This window comes from Hathewaya proteolytica DSM 3090, from assembly GCF_900142225.1.
Taxonomy (GTDB): Bacteria; Bacillota; Clostridia; order Clostridiales; family Clostridiaceae; genus Hathewaya; species Hathewaya proteolytica.
The window spans coordinates 147,677-163,733 of sequence record NZ_FRAD01000006.1 but is presented as its reverse complement, the minus strand read 5'-3'; the positions used below and the strand labels follow the sequence as shown (position 1 = coordinate 163,733).

At 33.5% G+C, this 16,057-nt stretch carries 16 protein-coding genes and 1 other annotated feature; of the genes, 12 read left to right on the top strand and 4 right to left on the bottom strand.

Going from position 1 to position 16,057, the window contains the following annotated elements; translation table 11 throughout:
• Positions 1-186: 186 nt before the first annotated feature.
• Entirely contained in the window at positions 187-1,176 is a 990-nt protein-coding gene (locus tag BUA73_RS14580; protein WP_072902879.1) for a helix-turn-helix domain-containing protein, read from the bottom strand.
• A gap of 190 nt (positions 1,177-1,366) precedes the next feature.
• Positions 1,367-1,637: a binding site (T-box leader), on the top strand.
• 68 nt (positions 1,638-1,705) lie between these two features.
• Between BUA73_RS14580 and BUA73_RS04565 the strand changes: the two genes are divergently transcribed.
• Positions 1,706-3,679, top strand: coding sequence for a class I tRNA ligase family protein (locus BUA73_RS04565; RefSeq protein WP_072902844.1), 1,974 nt, complete (start codon positions 1,706-1,708; stop codon positions 3,677-3,679).
• A 92-nt stretch (positions 3,680-3,771) separates the two neighbouring features.
• On the opposite strand, the gene sstT is transcribed toward BUA73_RS04565, so the two are convergent.
• The 3 genes from sstT to BUA73_RS04550 all read right to left on the bottom strand — a co-directional run bounded on the left by sstT (position 3,772) and on the right by BUA73_RS04550 (position 6,755).
• Positions 3,772-4,983 (bottom strand): serine/threonine transporter SstT, encoded by a 1,212-nt coding sequence (gene sstT, locus BUA73_RS04560; protein WP_072902843.1) that lies wholly within the window; start codon positions 4,981-4,983, stop codon positions 3,772-3,774.
• 225 nt (positions 4,984-5,208) lie between these two features.
• Entirely contained in the window at positions 5,209-6,141 is a 933-nt protein-coding gene (cysK, locus tag BUA73_RS04555) for a cysteine synthase A (protein ID WP_072902841.1), read from the bottom strand.
• 179 nt (positions 6,142-6,320) lie between these two features.
• Positions 6,321-6,755 carry an RrF2 family transcriptional regulator gene (locus BUA73_RS04550; protein ID WP_072902839.1) on the bottom strand — a complete coding sequence of 145 codons (435 nt, stop codon included), beginning with the start codon at positions 6,753-6,755 and terminating at the stop codon, positions 6,321-6,323.
• Between the two features lie 201 nt (positions 6,756-6,956).
• Here BUA73_RS04550 and BUA73_RS04545 point away from each other — a divergent pair, with 201 nt between their 5' ends.
• The 11 genes from BUA73_RS04545 to BUA73_RS04500 all read left to right on the top strand — a co-directional run bounded on the left by BUA73_RS04545 (position 6,957) and on the right by BUA73_RS04500 (position 16,033).
• The gene (locus BUA73_RS04545; protein WP_072902837.1) at positions 6,957-7,334 is read left to right on the top strand and encodes a hypothetical protein; all 378 of its coding nucleotides are present in this window, start codon (positions 6,957-6,959) and stop codon (positions 7,332-7,334) included.
• Positions 7,335-7,350: 16 nt separating this feature from the next.
• The gene (locus tag BUA73_RS04540) at positions 7,351-7,581 is read left to right on the top strand and encodes a hypothetical protein (protein WP_072902836.1); all 231 of its coding nucleotides are present in this window, start codon (positions 7,351-7,353) and stop codon (positions 7,579-7,581) included.
• A 223-nt stretch (positions 7,582-7,804) separates the two neighbouring features.
• Positions 7,805-8,524, top strand: a complete 720-nt coding sequence (locus tag BUA73_RS04535; RefSeq protein ID WP_072902835.1) for a DUF6199 family natural product biosynthesis protein — start codon at positions 7,805-7,807, stop codon at positions 8,522-8,524.
• Positions 8,525-8,890: 366 nt separating this feature from the next.
• Positions 8,891-10,426 carry an ATP-binding cassette domain-containing protein gene (locus BUA73_RS04530; protein WP_072902833.1) on the top strand — a complete coding sequence of 512 codons (1,536 nt, stop codon included), beginning with the start codon at positions 8,891-8,893 and terminating at the stop codon, positions 10,424-10,426.
• A gap of 62 nt (positions 10,427-10,488) precedes the next feature.
• Positions 10,489-11,049, top strand: coding sequence for an RNA polymerase sigma factor (locus tag BUA73_RS04525; RefSeq protein ID WP_072902832.1), 561 nt, complete (start codon positions 10,489-10,491; stop codon positions 11,047-11,049).
• Positions 11,046-12,344 carry a hypothetical protein gene (locus tag BUA73_RS04520; protein ID WP_072902830.1) on the top strand — a complete coding sequence of 433 codons (1,299 nt, stop codon included), beginning with the start codon at positions 11,046-11,048 and terminating at the stop codon, positions 12,342-12,344. Before BUA73_RS04525 ends, BUA73_RS04520 begins: the two co-directional genes overlap by 4 nt.
• A gap of 101 nt (positions 12,345-12,445) precedes the next feature.
• Positions 12,446-12,823 carry a BlaI/MecI/CopY family transcriptional regulator gene (locus tag BUA73_RS04515; RefSeq protein ID WP_072902829.1) on the top strand — a complete coding sequence of 126 codons (378 nt, stop codon included), beginning with the start codon at positions 12,446-12,448 and terminating at the stop codon, positions 12,821-12,823.
• Positions 12,824-13,040: 217 nt separating this feature from the next.
• A complete protein-coding gene (locus tag BUA73_RS04510) occupies positions 13,041-13,766 on the top strand; it encodes a LytR/AlgR family response regulator transcription factor (RefSeq protein ID WP_072902827.1) in 726 nt (241 codons plus the stop codon).
• A gap of 238 nt (positions 13,767-14,004) precedes the next feature.
• Entirely contained in the window at positions 14,005-14,142 is a 138-nt protein-coding gene (locus tag BUA73_RS14040) for a hypothetical protein (protein WP_178139221.1), read from the top strand.
• A 65-nt stretch (positions 14,143-14,207) separates the two neighbouring features.
• Positions 14,208-15,590 carry a radical SAM/SPASM domain-containing protein gene (locus BUA73_RS04505; protein ID WP_072902826.1) on the top strand — a complete coding sequence of 461 codons (1,383 nt, stop codon included), beginning with the start codon at positions 14,208-14,210 and terminating at the stop codon, positions 15,588-15,590.
• Positions 15,590-16,033 carry an ATP-binding cassette domain-containing protein gene (locus BUA73_RS04500; RefSeq protein WP_072902825.1) on the top strand — a complete coding sequence of 148 codons (444 nt, stop codon included), beginning with the start codon at positions 15,590-15,592 and terminating at the stop codon, positions 16,031-16,033. Before BUA73_RS04505 ends, BUA73_RS04500 begins: the two co-directional genes overlap by 1 nt.
• Positions 16,034-16,057: the final 24 nt, after the last annotated feature.

Here is a 16,057-nt window from a genome sequence, read left to right as displayed (position 1 = left end):
TAAATTGTCTTATCTTAACTATGTGGTATGTAAAGCTCAAGCAACCATTGCAACAAATGTGTTGCAAATTATTGTCAACCATTTTTGATAATGTCCCAAAAAAATTTAATTATTAGCACCAGTTTTCTGGTGCTAAATTTTTCTATAAAACTCCTACGTTTATAGTTGTTACATGTGTTTTTCGAGTTATACGGATAATGCTACGTTTTCCATACGGTGAGCTTGTTTCTTACAATATTCCTCAAAAGAATCTTGTTTCCATGGATGACTCATTGGTGGTATATATTTTTTTCGTGGCTTTTTAGGTAATGATATAAAGTCGAAGTTCTTCGAAGTTGGAACATGATTAGGAATCAATTCTAATGAATATACATTATCTTTTATGCTTATGTATAGTTGCTCGTTAAATGCTTTAATTATAAGACCGGAGGTCCCTTTGTGATAGTGAACTGCTATTCCACTATTGCTTACGGGAATATAGTAATTGTTTTTATACTTTATACAGGATCCATTATCAACTTTCCTCTGAGAAATTACTGCTAAAATAAGATTAATTTTTTCTGCCGAAGGTTGCGTTTCAAAAACAGATTTGGTATTATCAAGAGGTAATGCAAATTGAGAATTGAATTCTTTTATGTAGGAGTTTAAGAATTCATTTGCTTGCTCAATAGTTGTTATACCAGCTAAGCGCATCTCGACTGGGAGTCTTGACTGAAGAGTTTGAAACAAGCGTTCAACTCTTCCCTTAGCTTGGGCTACACTAGTAGCTTGAATCTCAATACCAAGCTGTTTACAAGCATATCCGAATTGCGTAAAGGTATCCTCTTCAATGGAAGTGGATTTTTTTTGTTTATATTCAAAGACAGTTCTTCTATCTGGTGAAGCTATTATCTCATAAGGTTTTAATAATAGCTCTGAAAAATGTGTAAAGTTTGAATCACCGAACTTAGTCTTATAAAGATCTATAATTAATTGCTTAGTTTTTTCATCCATAGCATGAACAGGTCTCCTACCTCTGTTGCCATGAATAAAATATTCTTTTCCTTTTGCTTTATACCCATTAATTAATCTATTGATGTGTCTGACAGTACAACCTAACGCTACAGCAGCCCTCTCTTTATTTCCATTACTATCTATTAACCTCTTAATTACTTCATATTTTCTCTCTTCATTCATTCTTAAATTTACCTTTCTCATCTAGCACCTCACATATTAAGTCGTGAGGTTATTATACTACAATTTATTCTGAAGTTGGACATAATCACGTGTGGTCTAATAAGACATTATCATATATCAATCATAGGTTCAGGTTCATATTCCATGAGTAGCTTGACAATTTCAGTAATAAATTGTATAATCATAAAAAATAAAGGCTATGAAGAGAAGAGTGGTTATGGTTGATTACACAGAGAGTTTTCGGTTGGTGGAAGAAAATTATGAAGTCATGATGAAACAAGGCTCGGAGCTGCATATGGATCTTATAATGCTACAATTTAAATGTAAGCATGGGTAAGTGATGGTATGACGTAGGTTCACGTTACAGAACTGGAGTATGATTTAACGTACTTGAAGAGCCTAAAGTGGCGACATTTTAGGGAAAAAGGGTGGTATCGTGAAATAGAATTTTCACCCCTGTAGGAATATTTCTGCAGGGGTTTTTTGACGTTTGGATAACAATATAAAAGAATTTTATAGGAGGAATATTATGATAAGTAAAAGGTTGGGAAGAGATGAGAGGCCTATATTTCCAAAGAAGGCTGTAGTTACTGCTGGAATGCCATATGGAAATAAAAATCTACATTTTGGCCATGTTGGGGGTATGTTTGTTCACGCAGATATATTTGCAAGATTTTTGAGGGACAGAATAGGGAAGGACAATGTTATTTTCGTTTCTGGTACGGATTGCTATGGTTCGCCTATCCTTGAAAGCTATAGAAAGCTTAAGGAAAGTGGATATGAAAATACTATGGAAGATTATGTTACAAGCAATCATTTAAGTCAAAAGAAGACACTGGATGCATATGATATTAGTTTAAATATATTCGGTGCTTCAGCTCTTGGGAGAACTGGAGAAATACACACGGAACTTTCTGCAGAAATCTTTAATACCTTATTTGAAAATGGATATATAGAGAAGATGTCAGCATTGCAGTTTTATGATGAAGATAAGAAAACATTTCTTAATGGGAGACAGGTCACTGGCAAATGTCCTATTGCTGGGTGTACTTCTGAAAAGGCATATGCAGAAGAATGTTCTTTAGGTCATCAATACATGGAATCGGAATTAATCGATCCTATAAGTACATTATCGGGAAAAAAACCAGTATTAAAAAGTGTGGATAATTGGTATTTTACATTAGATAAGTCTATGGAACTTATGCAGCAGCTCAATGAGTTTTTGATGAAAAATACTAACAGAAGAAAATACGAAATCAAAGCTATAGATGAATTTTTAAAGAAACCATTGATATACGTTCCTAGAAAATATGTGGAGGATCTTGAGGCTCTGGAAGCTAGATTTCCAAAGCATGAAACTATAGATGAGGAGAAAAAACCTTCCTTAATTTTTATCTTTGAAAAGTTAGAAGATAGGGATAAAGCAAAGGCGGTTTTAGACGAATTAAAGATTCATTATACCAGTGGTAAGACTTTGGTTCCTTTCAGGTTGTCGGGAAATATTTCTTGGGGAGTAAAGGTACCAGATAGGGATGGAATGAAGGATTTGACTTTCTGGGTATGGCCAGAATCTTTGTGGGCACCGATTTCATTTACAAAGGCGTATTTAGAGTCCATTGGAAAGAATCCTGAAGAGTGGCATACTTGGTGGGAAGATAAGGATTCCATGGTTTATCAATTTATCGGTGAAGATAATATTTATTTTTATTCCATTGCTGAAATGGCTATGTTTGCTGGGTTAAAGTCCCATAAGGGTGACAGTGTAGAGGTTTCTGAATTAAAGCTTCCACACATTGTTCCTAATAAACATATTTTGTTTATGGACAAAAAGGCAAGCAGTAGTTCCGATGTTAAACCACCTATGGCAGATGAGTTATTGGAATTCTACACCAAAGACCAATTGCGTATGCATTTTATGAGTTTGGGGTTATCCTCAAAAAGCGTTGGATTTAAGCCTCAGGTATATATGAAAGAAGAGGAAAAAGAGGGTGTGGACACAGTACTAAAGGAAGGAAACCTTCTGACTAATGTATTTAACAGAATTATTCGTTCTTGTTTTTATACTTTACAGAGTTTAGAGGAAAAGCTTCCACAAGTAGAGGTTTCGCAAAAAATAAAGGAATCTACGGAGAAAGCTGTGCTAGAATATGAAAAGCATATGTATAATCAAGATTTGCATAGGATTGCATATGTTATTGATGATTATATAAGAGAGATAAATAAGTATTGGGCAAATAATATGAAAGATGAGAGCAACAAAAGACAGGTGCTAGCAGATTGTTTTTATGCTTGCAAGGTTATAGCTATTTTGGTTCACCCAATAGCTCCAGAAGGCTGTGAGATGTTTAAAGAATACTTAAACATTGGCGATGAATTGTGGAATTGGGACAAAATATTTGAGCCAATTAATGTGTATTTTGAAGATGGTGACAAACATGAATTTAAGTTCCTTGAGCCCAAAATAGATTTCTTCAAGAAGATGGAACACCAATATTATGTATAGGGCTCTTTTATAAATGGCAGTGATAAAAAAAACCCCATCACTTAGCATATGATTATTGCAGTGATGGGGATTTGTACTGATATTATTTTCTTTTATTTACTTTTACGCCGTTGGGCAAATTCAGCTGTAGCTGTAAAAAGCACATCTGTAGATGAGTTAAGTGCTGTTTCAAATGAATCTTGTAGAACTCCAACAATAAAGCCTATACCTACTACTTTCATAGCAATATCATTTGGAATTCCAAATAAGCTACATGCCAAGGGAACCAATAATAGTGATCCACCGGCAACACCAGAGGCCCCGCAAGCAGATACTGCAGACAATATACTTAGTATTAAAGCTGTGATTATATTTACTTGTACATTAAGGGTGTTAACTGCTGCAAGGGTCAAAACAGATATAGTTACAGCTGCTCCACCCATATTAATTGTGGCTCCTAGGGGAATAGATACGGAATAAGTATCTTTATCTAAACCTAAATCTTCACACAATCTCATATTAACTGGAATATTTGCAGCTGAGCTACGTGTAAAGAAGGCTGTTATACCACTTTCTTTTATGCACTTTAATACAAGGGGATAAGGATTTTTATGAATATACAAAAATACAATAAATGGATTTACCACAAGTGCCATGAAAATCATACATCCTATTAAAACTGCAAGTAATTGACCATAACTTAGCAGAGATTTAATACCATTTGTGGCAATGGTATCGAATACGAGTCCCATGATTCCTAATGGGGCAAAGTTAATAATCCATTTAACTATTTGAGATACTGCATCTGAAACGTTGGAAAGTAAAGTTTTAGTAGACTCAGGTGCATTTTTTAAAGCAGCTCCAAGAAGTAATGCCCAAGATAATATGCCGATGTAGTTGGCATTATAAAGTGCCTTTACGGGATTATCAACTAGATTCATTAATAGAGCTTTTAAAACTTCCGAAACACCTCCAGGGGCGGTCATGTTTCCGGCGCCTGCAGATAAGGTTAGTTTTACGGGAAACATAAAACTTGCAATAACAGCAAAAAATCCAGCTAAGAACGTTCCTAAAAGATAAAGTGTAATAATTGATTTCATATTAGTTTTATGACCAGATTTGTGCTGAGATATAGCCGACATAACTAAAAAGAATACTAATATAGGTGCGATGGCTTTCAAAGCACCTACAAACAAGGAGCCTAAAATTACGATTGGTTTTGCTATTTGTGGAACAGTTGTCGCAAGAATAATACCAAACACTAAACCTAAAACTATCTGTTTTACAAGACTTAAACTATTCCATTTTTTCATTAGTTTTTTCATGTTTTTCCCTCCATCTTAATTAAATAAAAATATATGATAAAAATATATAATAAAAAGTATAATGAAAAATATTTTATCACATAATTCAATTGATTGAAAGATAAAAAAATAATTTTTATTAAAATTATTAATGGGAAAACTGAGATAAATTTAAAATAAAACTATTATTTAACAAAAAATACCCATCATTTAGCGTAAAGAATGCAATGATGGGTATTTTTCTGACTAATCTGCAAACATAGGGGTAGAGAGATATCTGTCACCTGTGTCTGGCAGAAGAACAACAATGTTTTTCCCTTTGTTCTCTGGTCTCTTTGCAATCTCTATAGCAGCGTGAAGAGCCGCACCGGAGGATATTCCTACTAATACCCCCTCGTTAATTCCTATGAACTTTCCTGTTTTAAATGCATCTTCATTGGATACTGCTATGATTTCATCGTAAATTTTTGTATTCAATACATCTGGTACAAAGCCGGCACCTATACCTTGAATTTTATGAGAACCACCTACACCTTTAGAAAGCACAGGGGAATCAGTGGGTTCAACAGCTACAATTTTTACGTTAGGATTTTTTGATTTTAGGTATTCACCCACACCAGTTACAGTCCCACCAGTACCTACACCAGCTACAAAATAATCCACGTTTCCATCTGTATCTTGGTAGATTTCAGGACCAGTAGTTTTAAAATGAGCCTTAGGATTGGATGGGTTTATGAACTGACCTGGTATGAAGCTGTTTGGAGTTTCCTTTGCCAATTCTTCAGCTTTTTCGATGGCACCCTTCATACCCTTTGCCCCTTCAGTGAGCACTAGTTCAGCACCGTAAGCTTTCATCAGCTGTCTGCGTTCCATGGACATAGTTTCAGGCATTACTATGATAATCCTGTATCCCCTAGCAGCGGCAACAGAGGCTAGGCCTATACCTGTGTTTCCAGATGTGGGCTCTATAATTACTGAATCTGGTACAAGCTTACCAGAAGCTTCTGCATCGTCAATCATAGACTTTGCTACACGATCTTTTACGGAACCAGCAGGATTGAAGTACTCAAGTTTTGCAAGAATTTTTGCTTGTAGTTTCATATTTTTTTCAATGTGTGTAAGCTCCAATAATGGAGTTCTTCCTATAAGTTCATCTACTGAAGTATAAATTTTTGACATAATAATTCCTCCTCAAATAATTGTTTTATATAATCAATCTATTTTCTGCGTAAAATACTTAACTAGTAGGTTGATAATATTATATTCCTTTAAACCTACTTTGTAAATAGGTTAATATAAATTATTATTTTTACAGCAAAAAACACCACAAGGTTGTTTCCTCATGGTGTTTTAGAAATTTATATAATATAGTCAGACACTGGTTCATGGTCCATAAGATCTGCAATAGTAATCCCTTCAAAGAAGTCATCAATGACTTTCTGGAGATTTTTCCACATGGCTAGAGTTTTGCATTGAGAAGCACGTGTACATTTATTAGAGTTAGATGTGGTGTCTAGGCATGCCACAGGGGCTAATGAACCTTCTGTAACCTTTAAAATGCTTGCCACAGTATAATTTTCAGGTTCACGATTTAATTTATATCCTCCGCCTTTACCACGTAAAGCGTCCACTAGACCATTTTTGCTCAATGTTGAAACGATGCTTTCCAAATACTTTTCGGAAATTTCCTGTCGTTTCGCTATATCTGATAAGGGAATATAGCTTCCAGAATTGTGTTCTGCGAGGTCAATCATTACTCGAAGAGCATAGCGACCTTTTGTTGAAATCATCATATGCAACACCTCCGTATTAACCTAGTATAGCACAGGGTTTATAGAAATTCAATGCAACACAAATTACAGAATTATTACAATAATACAAAATATATAGAATATTATATACTAAACATATATGATATATCGTATAAACTGAATTATTATCTTGAAGTGGGGCTTTAACTCTATAATATAAATTAAGTTTAAGGGGGGATGCACATGAAAAAAATAATTGCAATTTTAATGTGTTTATTATGTTTTGGGTTCATGGTGGCTTGCCAAAAGAGTGATCCTATTAAGGAAGGGTACTATGTGGTAAAGGGACAAGAAGACCTAAAGGATCCAGTAAAAGAGCTTAATAAAACTACAATTTCCATCAAAAAAGATAAATTTTTCATTCTTGTAAATCCACTTCATGATCGGGGTTTTTCTGGGAAATATGAAGTCAAAGATGGAAAAGTATATGTTGAAGACAAGGATAATAATAAATTTGTATTTAAAGTATCAGGTAATAATCTTATCTTTGAGGAAGGCGAAATGTTAGAAAAGTTCGAGAAAAAAGGAACAGAATTTGTTATAATAAATAAATCTGAGTAGGAGAAAAGACCCTATCATGGTAAAATATCGTTACAGCGTGGTAGGGTTTTGCCTTAAAAAGTATGGTTACAAAATGAATAGCGTTACAACCAATATGATAGCAACAATGGTTCTCAAGATGCTGTCTACCTTTTTTACCATGTCAGAGGAACATTTTGTGAAATATTTCATAATGGGTATAGTATACAATGAAATTGAGCATACATATAAAAGTATTTTTTGTATCATTGATAAATTGGCATTATAAAAGTCTCTGTAGAGTAATATGGGTATAAAAAATATAAAAAACGCTATATCTGTGACGATACCAAATTTTTTCTCGAATGACATAATGGCCTCCAAACTAATCAGAATATTTATATTTATAACATCATTATAGCACGTAAATAATAAAATTACAGAAATATATTTCAAAATGTTCAAAATTGATGTAATATATTATGTAAGATATTATACAAGGAGGGATTTCTGTGAATATTACTAAAAAGGGTTGGCAAAAAAACGCAGCAATAGTCATGGTGCTATTGGCTTTGGTTGGTTATTTTATCTTGTTCTTTCAAAGGGGTACTTGTCTATATGGTGGTTTCAAGAGAAAAATAAGTAATGAAAAAGGCTTTGAATATCATTACAAGTATCTTGGCAGTAAAGTAGATATAGTAGTGGATAATACTACAAATCAAGACAGAGAAATAAGTGTTAAGTACATTTTAGATGGAAAATATGAGAATGAGTATAAGGTCATGGGTGATGATCTTAAAAAAGTAAATCTGGGTGAAGAAGTAAAGGTATTTTCAAATTATAAACTTTTGTTCAGTGGCGTGGTTCATGAGTATGGAAATAAACCTATTGCTGTAAATAGTCAAACGGGTGGCGAAAAATTACCACTATTTTACCCTATGGATATGTCTTCATATGGTTCAAATGTGGATGTTCGCTTAGTAATTACCACAGCTTTGGGATACGATGTTACCTTTAGAGGAAGTTTCATTTTCTTGTTTATAGGATTGGTTCTTATAGGATTAGGTTATTTGTGGTACAGGTATCCTAGTACAAATTTTAGAGGAACTATGATACCAATATACGTAAAGAATCCAGAGCCCACAGAAGCTTATTTTAAAGCACAGAAAATAAGTTCAATAATTGTTTGTGTTATAGGCATTGTTCTTATGATCCTTGCGCTGTTCTTATGATTATTACATTGTTTTTAAGTAGCATGTGATATAATTTTTTTGACACAAAATAGCTGTTGTGATATATTAAAGTTAGCAAAATTTAAAGGGGTGTATGCATAGTCATGAATATGTAATCTGTTTTAAGGAAATTTTAGAAATTTAGGTCTGCTTGGCAGGCTTGTTTCTAGCGCCTAAAACGGATTTGCATGTACTATACAGATACCATTAAATTAATGTCCTTAAAATAGTTATCCACAATGTGGATAATATTTGTTAACATGAAAGGATAAGTTTGCATTATCATCTGTATATGGAAATTATCAGTCTGTTTTTGGCTAATAGCTAGAGGCGGACTTTTTTATTTACAAAATAGGAGATGATATCATGCTTGAAATTAGAAATTTAAATATTACACATAGAAAAGATTTACAGGAATTAATAAAGGATTTTTCCTTTGTACTGAATGAAGGAGACAAGGTGGCGATTATTGGTGAGGAAGGTAATGGAAAATCTACACTTTTAAAACTCATATATGATGAAGGGTTAGTGTCCGATTATGTGGAATACAATGGGCAAATCTTAAAAAAAGATGTTAGAATTGCATACTTGCCGCAAGAGTTGGAGGATGAAAATAAGGGAAAGACGGTGTATGAATACTTCTGCGGGAATCCTTGTTTTTACGATATGGACAATAAGGAACTTTCGGATCTTGCATACAAAATGGGTATGGAGTTAGAGATGTTTTACTCGCAACAACATATGGGAAAATTGTCCGGTGGTGAAAAGGTGAAAATGCAAATGGCTAGCATAATCATGGAAAAACCTCAGGTGTTGCTTTTAGATGAACCTTCCAATGATATTGATATGTCAACCCTACAATGGCTTGAAGAGTTTATCAATAATTGTGGATTATCTGTAGTATTCATATCCCACGATGAAACTTTGCTGGAAAATACGGCAAATATCATTGTTCACTTAGAGCAGATACGTAGAAAGACAATTTGTCGATATACGGTGGCAAAGATGGGCTATGAGGAGTACGTGGAAACAAGGTTGAAAGCCTTTCAGCGTCAGGAACAGATGGCTAGAAAGGAAAAAGAGGAATATGAAAAACAGCAGGAGAAATTTAGAAGGATACAGCAAAAAGTAGAGCATGACCAAAAAAACGTATCTAGACAAAATCCACATGGTGGAAAACTTTTAAAAAAGAAGATGCACGTGGTGAAATCCATGGAGAAAAGATTTGAAAAACAGTATGAGAATATGACGGAGATGCCCCATGATGAAGAGGCCATTATGGTAAAATTCAATGAGGATGTTCAATTGCCAAGGGGGAAGGTGGTATTGGATTTCCACAGGGATGAACTTTTTGTACATCAACGTATTTTATCACGAGATATAAATCTAAAAGTCATGGGTGGCAAGAAAATTTGTATTATTGGTAAAAATGGAGTTGGTAAAACTACACTTATAAGGTCTATAGCAGAAGAACTTCTTCAGAGAAAAGACATAAAGGCATCTTATATGCCACAAAATTATGAAGAAGAGCTTGACTATAATAAAACTCCTGTGGAATTTCTAAGCATAACATGGGACAAGGAAGAGAATAGCCGCATTCGAACCTTTCTGGGTAGCATGAAATACACTACTTTGGAGATGGAGCATAATATAGGTGAACTGTCTGGTGGGCAAAAAGCCAAGTTGTTTTTCCTTAAAATGATTATGAATAAGCACAATGTTTTAATTTTAGATGAACCTACAAGAAACTTTTCAGCTTTGTCCAATCCGGTTATCAGAAACATTTTAAAGGAATATGGTGGCACTATAATTTCTATATCTCACGACAGAAAGTTCATAAGGGAAGTTGCTGATACGGTGTATGAATTCACAGAGCTTGGATTAAAGAAAATTTATTTTTAATAATATGCAATTTTCTACTGAAAAATTCGTCTTTATAGGTGAAAGGGAAAAGGGGTGATATCATGGAGGATTCAGAAATCGTTGAACTGTACTGGCAGAGGTGTGAGGAAGCCATAACTGAAACGGATAATAAGTATGGAAATTATCTTTGTAAAATAGCAATGAATATCTTAAAGGATAATGAAGATTCACAGGAGTGCATTAATGATACTTATCTCCGCACATGGAACTCTATACCAGAGGAGAGGCCTAATTCTATGCGAAGTTTTCTTGGATGCATTACACGGCATTTATCCTTTGATATGTATAAAAAACAAAAAGCAAAAAAACGTGGCAATGGTGACATGGAGTTTATATTAACAGAGATGGAACAGTGTATACCTTCTAGTAATGATGTGGAAAGCAGCATAGAGGAAAAAGAAATTGCCAGGTTAATAGATGAGTTTTTAGGAAAACAGTCGCAACATAATAGACTTATTTTTGTTAGACGGTACTGGTATTGTGATAGTGTAGAGGATATCCAAAAAAGATACAGCCTTTCAAAAAGCAACGTTTTATCATCTCTATTTCGTACAAGAAAAGCCCTTAAGGTGTTTTTGAAGAAGGAGGATGTGTATATATGAAGAGGGAAAGGATATTTCAAATCATGGGAATGCTAAGTGAGGATATCATAAATGAAGCAGAGGAAGAGAATCTTGTAATGAAGCATAGTATTCCATGGAAAAGATACGGAGTGGTGGCGGCTTCTGTTATTATGTGTGCTGTAGTTGGTACAGGAATTTATTTAAAATCTAGAATAAAACCCAAATACCAAGGTAATAAATACAGTTTTCAAGTGGATTATAATGATGATAAAGCCCATGAACAAAATCAAAATGGCCAACTAGAAAAATTGTGTTTATTCAGTAGTTTTTCTACGGATGGTATGGGTTATGAGGGTTATATGGCCTATGATATTAGTGAATTAAAAAACGGGAATCCGTGGAATGAATCCATGAACATCACTAGGTTGCCGGTGTTTAAAAGTAAGCTTTCCTACGATGAAGTCGGAAGGCCCATAAAGGTTGATATAGAACCCATAAAAAAACGTGCCTATGAAGTAGCAGAATTTTTAGGTATTGACACTGAAAAATACCCTGTAGAAATTCATCCAAATAAAGAAGAAATAAATTCTAAGGTTGAGAGGGATTCAGAAGTGGGAATTGAATTTAATGAACTTGACTATAATATACTGAAAAGTGCTACCATTTCATCTGATAAGTACAATATAAGTGTAGATTGCCATGTGGAAACCACTATAGAATTTGTTAAGCCTTTTGAACTGCCAGAGGAATATAAAATAAGAGGTAATAAACAAGAAAGTTACGAAAAACACCTTAAATCTCAAGATTATATAAAAAATACTTACAATAAGATAATTCCTATGAAAAATCCTAAAGCAAACATACATGGTGGAAATTATACCTATGATGGTGAGCTAGGTGGGTTCAATTTTAACTTTTACAATGATAAAGAAAATGATATAGACAAAATCATAAACTATAATTTTAATATAATATCCATTATATACAATGAAAATGGTGATTTCTCTGGCATGACCATTGATAAACCTGATCTTTCCGAGAAACTAGGGTACTACCCTATTATTACAAAGGAAAAAGCTGAGGAACTCCTTTGCAAAGGTAAATACATCTCTACAGTACCTGAAAAGTTTCCAGGAGAACAGTATATACGCAAGACAGAGCTTGTATACAGAAATGGCAAGGATATAAATTATATGCCCTATTACAAAATTTATGTGGAAATTCCTACAATGAAAGAGGATAAGGGTTTAAATACTTATGGAGTTTTTTATGTTCCTGCAGTAGAGGAACAATACCTTTCTGACCTGAAAGTGTGGAATGGGTGGTATAATTAGGCATGTGCCTAAAATAATTGTTGACATAATAAATAAAAAGCAATATACTGTTAATATAGTTAGGCAAACGTCTAATGAATATTGAAGGAGGAGGGAAGTACATGAAGAAGTTACCTGACTCTGAGTTAGAGCTGATGATGATAATATGGCACTCACAGGGCCCTGTTACAAGAATGGATATAGAAGCTAAGCTAGATAAAAGCAGAGATATCCTACCCAATACAGTATTATCATTTTTATCTAGACTGGAGGATAAAGGATTTATAAAGAAAGAAAAGCAAGGTAAAATCAATTATTATTCTCCTTTGGTGGATGAGGATAAGTATCTTCAGGAAGAAGGAAAATCCATTTTCAAAAAGATGTTTGGAAATTCTCTAAGTCGCTTTGTTACATCTTTATACGATGGCAATGCTATAGGAGAAGAGGATTTAACAGAATTGAGAAATATGCTAGATGAAATGGATGATAAAAAAAAATAGTGAGTTTCCAACGGTTATCATAGAATTGGTGCAAGGGTATTATGAAAGTCAGTGTTTTCCTTTACGGGCAAAATGCTGACTTTTTAGCTTGTTTTAACTATATATTGAAAAATATAATTATTAATGTATAATAGATGTAGATAATTTCTTATTAATATGACAAATCTGAAGAGGAGGAATTAGGGGATAACGAAAAGATATTCCTTATCATGACCGTATGCTTTCAGTTATAATATGTGAAGACAGTTCTATTCAATGCAGTAAAATAGAGAAGATTGTAAGTGATCTAATAGGACAATGGGAATTTGACTTTCAGTTAAAACTCAGTGCGAGAACTCCGGACCAAGTACTGGAATACATAGAGGAAAACAATGTACGTAGGGGGATATACATTCTGGATATAGATTTAAACAACAGTGTGAATGGACTTCAGCTTGCCAGTCTTATAAGGGAGAGGGATGCTCTTGGCTATATTATTTTTTTAACTACTCATTCCGAAATGAGTTTCCTTACGTTTAAATACAAAGTTGAGGCCATTGATTATATTATTAAGGATAATTTTAACAATGTACGAGCCAATCTACAGAAAACCTTATCTTACATTAATGATAATTTTGAAAAGACAGAGAAAAAAGAAAATGTGCTTTTGTTAGAGCAAGAGGGTAGAAAAATCAAAATTATGTTGGATGAGGTTATGTTCATTGAAACATCACAGTCACCACATAAGCTTGTAGTTCACGAGAAAAACAGGATTTTTGAGATTTACGGGACTTTGCGAGAGTTTGAGGAAAATTTACCGGAAAACTTTTATAGATCACACAGAGCCTACATAGTGAATAAAAATAATATTATAGAGGTGGATAAAAAAAGAAGGATTTTAATGATGAAAAATGGCGAACAGTGTTTTGTTTCTTTTAGATGCTTGACTGGTCTGAAAAAGTAATTACGTTTAGGATATAAAAACTACGTTTAGGATATGTGAAAATATATAATTTAAACGTTTGTGATATAACAAGCACATTTGAAGATAATATTGAAAATAAAGTAAAATATTGTGATAAAATTAAGGCAACATATACAGTATTCTCAAGATAGGCATGGTTGAGAATAATGCATCTGTTGTCTTTTTTATTTTAAACCAATAACTTTGTTGTAAAAAAAGTATAGGAGGTGGATAAATAATGGATAAGAAACGTGAAAATGACATTATGATGGTAGAAATAGACGTAGACAAGCTAGTGAAGGAGTCAAAGGATGGAGGTTGGCGTGACGGAAATTGGTGTGGTAATGTCTGCTTAGGTATTATGTGTCAGATATAAATTAAATAGAACCGGGTAGTTTATATTCCTTACCTATTGATGTATCAAAGTATGGAGGGGTTGTTTTGAAACCACATTTTGTAGAAAAAGATGGTATAACAGTGGCCTTTTTCCCTGATACTCTTAGATTCTATGAGATAAATAAGCTGACTAGGAATGTAATGAAAGATATAATTGAAGGCATTAATAAAGAGCATACTATGGAACAATTTTCTTGTGACGATAAATCATACGAATCTTTAAAAAAAGTTATTGATGAAAACTGTAATTGTGGATGGGGTCATAATAAGAAACAAAATGACAAAGGGGTAGTTAACAGCGGAAAAGAAGAAGTAAACATACTAAAGAAACTGGTTATCAACATCACAAATGTGTGCAATCTTGCATGTAAATATTGTTATGCCAATGGAGGAAACTACTGTTCAGAGGAATGTATGATGAGTGAAGATACCATAATAAAAGCCTTGGATGTTTTCTATGGACATTATGATAATATAGAAAACATACAAATCTTTGGAGGGGAACCCACTTTAAATCCTCAGGGAATAGAGGTTATTGGTAAATATGTACAGGAAAAGTTTAAGGACGAAGAAAAAGAAAAAACAAAGCTTGGCATGGTTAGCAATGGAACTGTTATGGACGAAAAGTTGTTAGAGATCATTAAAAAATACAATATTCATGTCACTGTTAGCCTGGATGGGCCGGAGAGTGTAAATGACAAGATGAGGATTTTTAAAAACGGAAAAGGAACGGGAAGAGTTGTAGGGGACAATATAATGCGTTTAAGAAAATTCACAGGGGAACCATCCTGCATAGAGTCCACGTATAATAGGGTACATGAAGAAATGGGTGTAAAGATAAAGGATATTATAAAATACGGCAAGGAAGAATTTGGCATAGAACATTTTCATATAACTCCGGTCTCGGGAAATGAAGATGATGAATTTATTTTATCCAATAGAGATGAGTTCGTAAAATCGGTTTCGGATCTCATGGGAGAAAATTCTGGTGATATACCCATTAATGATCTTATAAGTACCGTTATAAATATTTTGAAGAAAAAGCAAGTTTGCAAGTATTTATGTGAGGCTGGTTTGGTTTTACTATCAGTTTCCGTAAATGGTGATGTATATCCCTGCTTTATGCTCATAGATCAACAGGAGTATAAAATGGGAAATATTTATGAAGATGATTTGTTTTTATCGAAAAAATATAATGAAATAAAGACGAAACTTATAAATTTTAGCAAGTTTAACGATGAACGTTGCAAAAATTGTTTTAATAATACCATATGTCATGGATGCATAGGATCTAATTATTTTGAAACTGGAAATATTCATAGACAAAGTGAAGTTAATTGTGAGATGCATAAGCGGATTACAGAAGAAGTTATTGTAGAACTTGTAAAAAAGATGAGACGTAGCCAGCAATATACGGAGGTGCAATAGTGGAGCAAGGCATAATAAAAGGGGTTTACATATATAATGACAGAAAACAGGTTAAGAATAGAATGGAGAATAGGAAGTATCCATTTGTTATTAGGTTCCTGAGCACATATGTCAATCTTAAAATATTTTGTTTTCTAAAATGTAAGAAAGCTTATGATATAGAGCATATATTAAAAATAGTAGGTCTTGAGAAATTCAAAAGAACACGGTTATCTAAATATACACCAGAGATGATGGTAAAGATTCACATAGCGGAGAAGTTGCTAAATGATACATCCCCCATTGAATTAGTTAAGCCAATATGTGGACTTGACCAGCAAGGTAGAATAGAGATTAAGAATTTGATAAATGAAATAAGCGCTCAAGAAAAAAAGAATTTTATTGTGTATTCATCGGACATTGAGGAGTTAAAATTTATATGCAATGATATAGATATACAATAAGAGAATATTTATAGAAAGTTTAAG

Bases quoted from the DNA above. Each gene is read 5' to 3' on its own strand.
- BUA73_RS04510 (WP_072902827.1), top strand. From the start codon at position 13,041: ATGCTTTCAGTTATAATATGTGAAGACAGTTCTATTCAATGCAGTAAA.
- BUA73_RS04520 (WP_072902830.1), top strand. From the start codon at position 11,046: ATGAAGAGGGAAAGGATATTTCAAATCATGGGAATGCTAAGTGAGGAT.
- cysK (WP_072902841.1), bottom strand. From the start codon at position 6,141: ATGTCAAAAATTTATACTTCAGTAGATGAACTTATAGGAAGAACTCCA.
- BUA73_RS04550 (WP_072902839.1), bottom strand. From the start codon at position 6,755: ATGATGATTTCAACAAAAGGTCGCTATGCTCTTCGAGTAATGATTGAC.
- BUA73_RS14580 (WP_072902879.1), bottom strand. From the start codon at position 1,176: ATGAATGAAGAGAGAAAATATGAAGTAATTAAGAGGTTAATAGATAGT.
- BUA73_RS04530 (WP_072902833.1), top strand. From the start codon at position 8,891: ATGCTTGAAATTAGAAATTTAAATATTACACATAGAAAAGATTTACAG.
- BUA73_RS04545 (WP_072902837.1), top strand. From the start codon at position 6,957: ATGAAAAAAATAATTGCAATTTTAATGTGTTTATTATGTTTTGGGTTC.
- BUA73_RS04540 (WP_072902836.1), top strand. From the start codon at position 7,351: ATGGTAAAATATCGTTACAGCGTGGTAGGGTTTTGCCTTAAAAAGTAT.
- BUA73_RS04515 (WP_072902829.1), top strand. From the start codon at position 12,446: ATGAAGAAGTTACCTGACTCTGAGTTAGAGCTGATGATGATAATATGG.
- BUA73_RS14040 (WP_178139221.1), top strand. From the start codon at position 14,005: ATGGATAAGAAACGTGAAAATGACATTATGATGGTAGAAATAGACGTA.
- BUA73_RS04525 (WP_072902832.1), top strand. From the start codon at position 10,489: ATGGAGGATTCAGAAATCGTTGAACTGTACTGGCAGAGGTGTGAGGAA.
- BUA73_RS04565 (WP_072902844.1), top strand. From the start codon at position 1,706: ATGATAAGTAAAAGGTTGGGAAGAGATGAGAGGCCTATATTTCCAAAG.
- sstT (WP_072902843.1), bottom strand. From the start codon at position 4,983: ATGAAAAAACTAATGAAAAAATGGAATAGTTTAAGTCTTGTAAAACAG.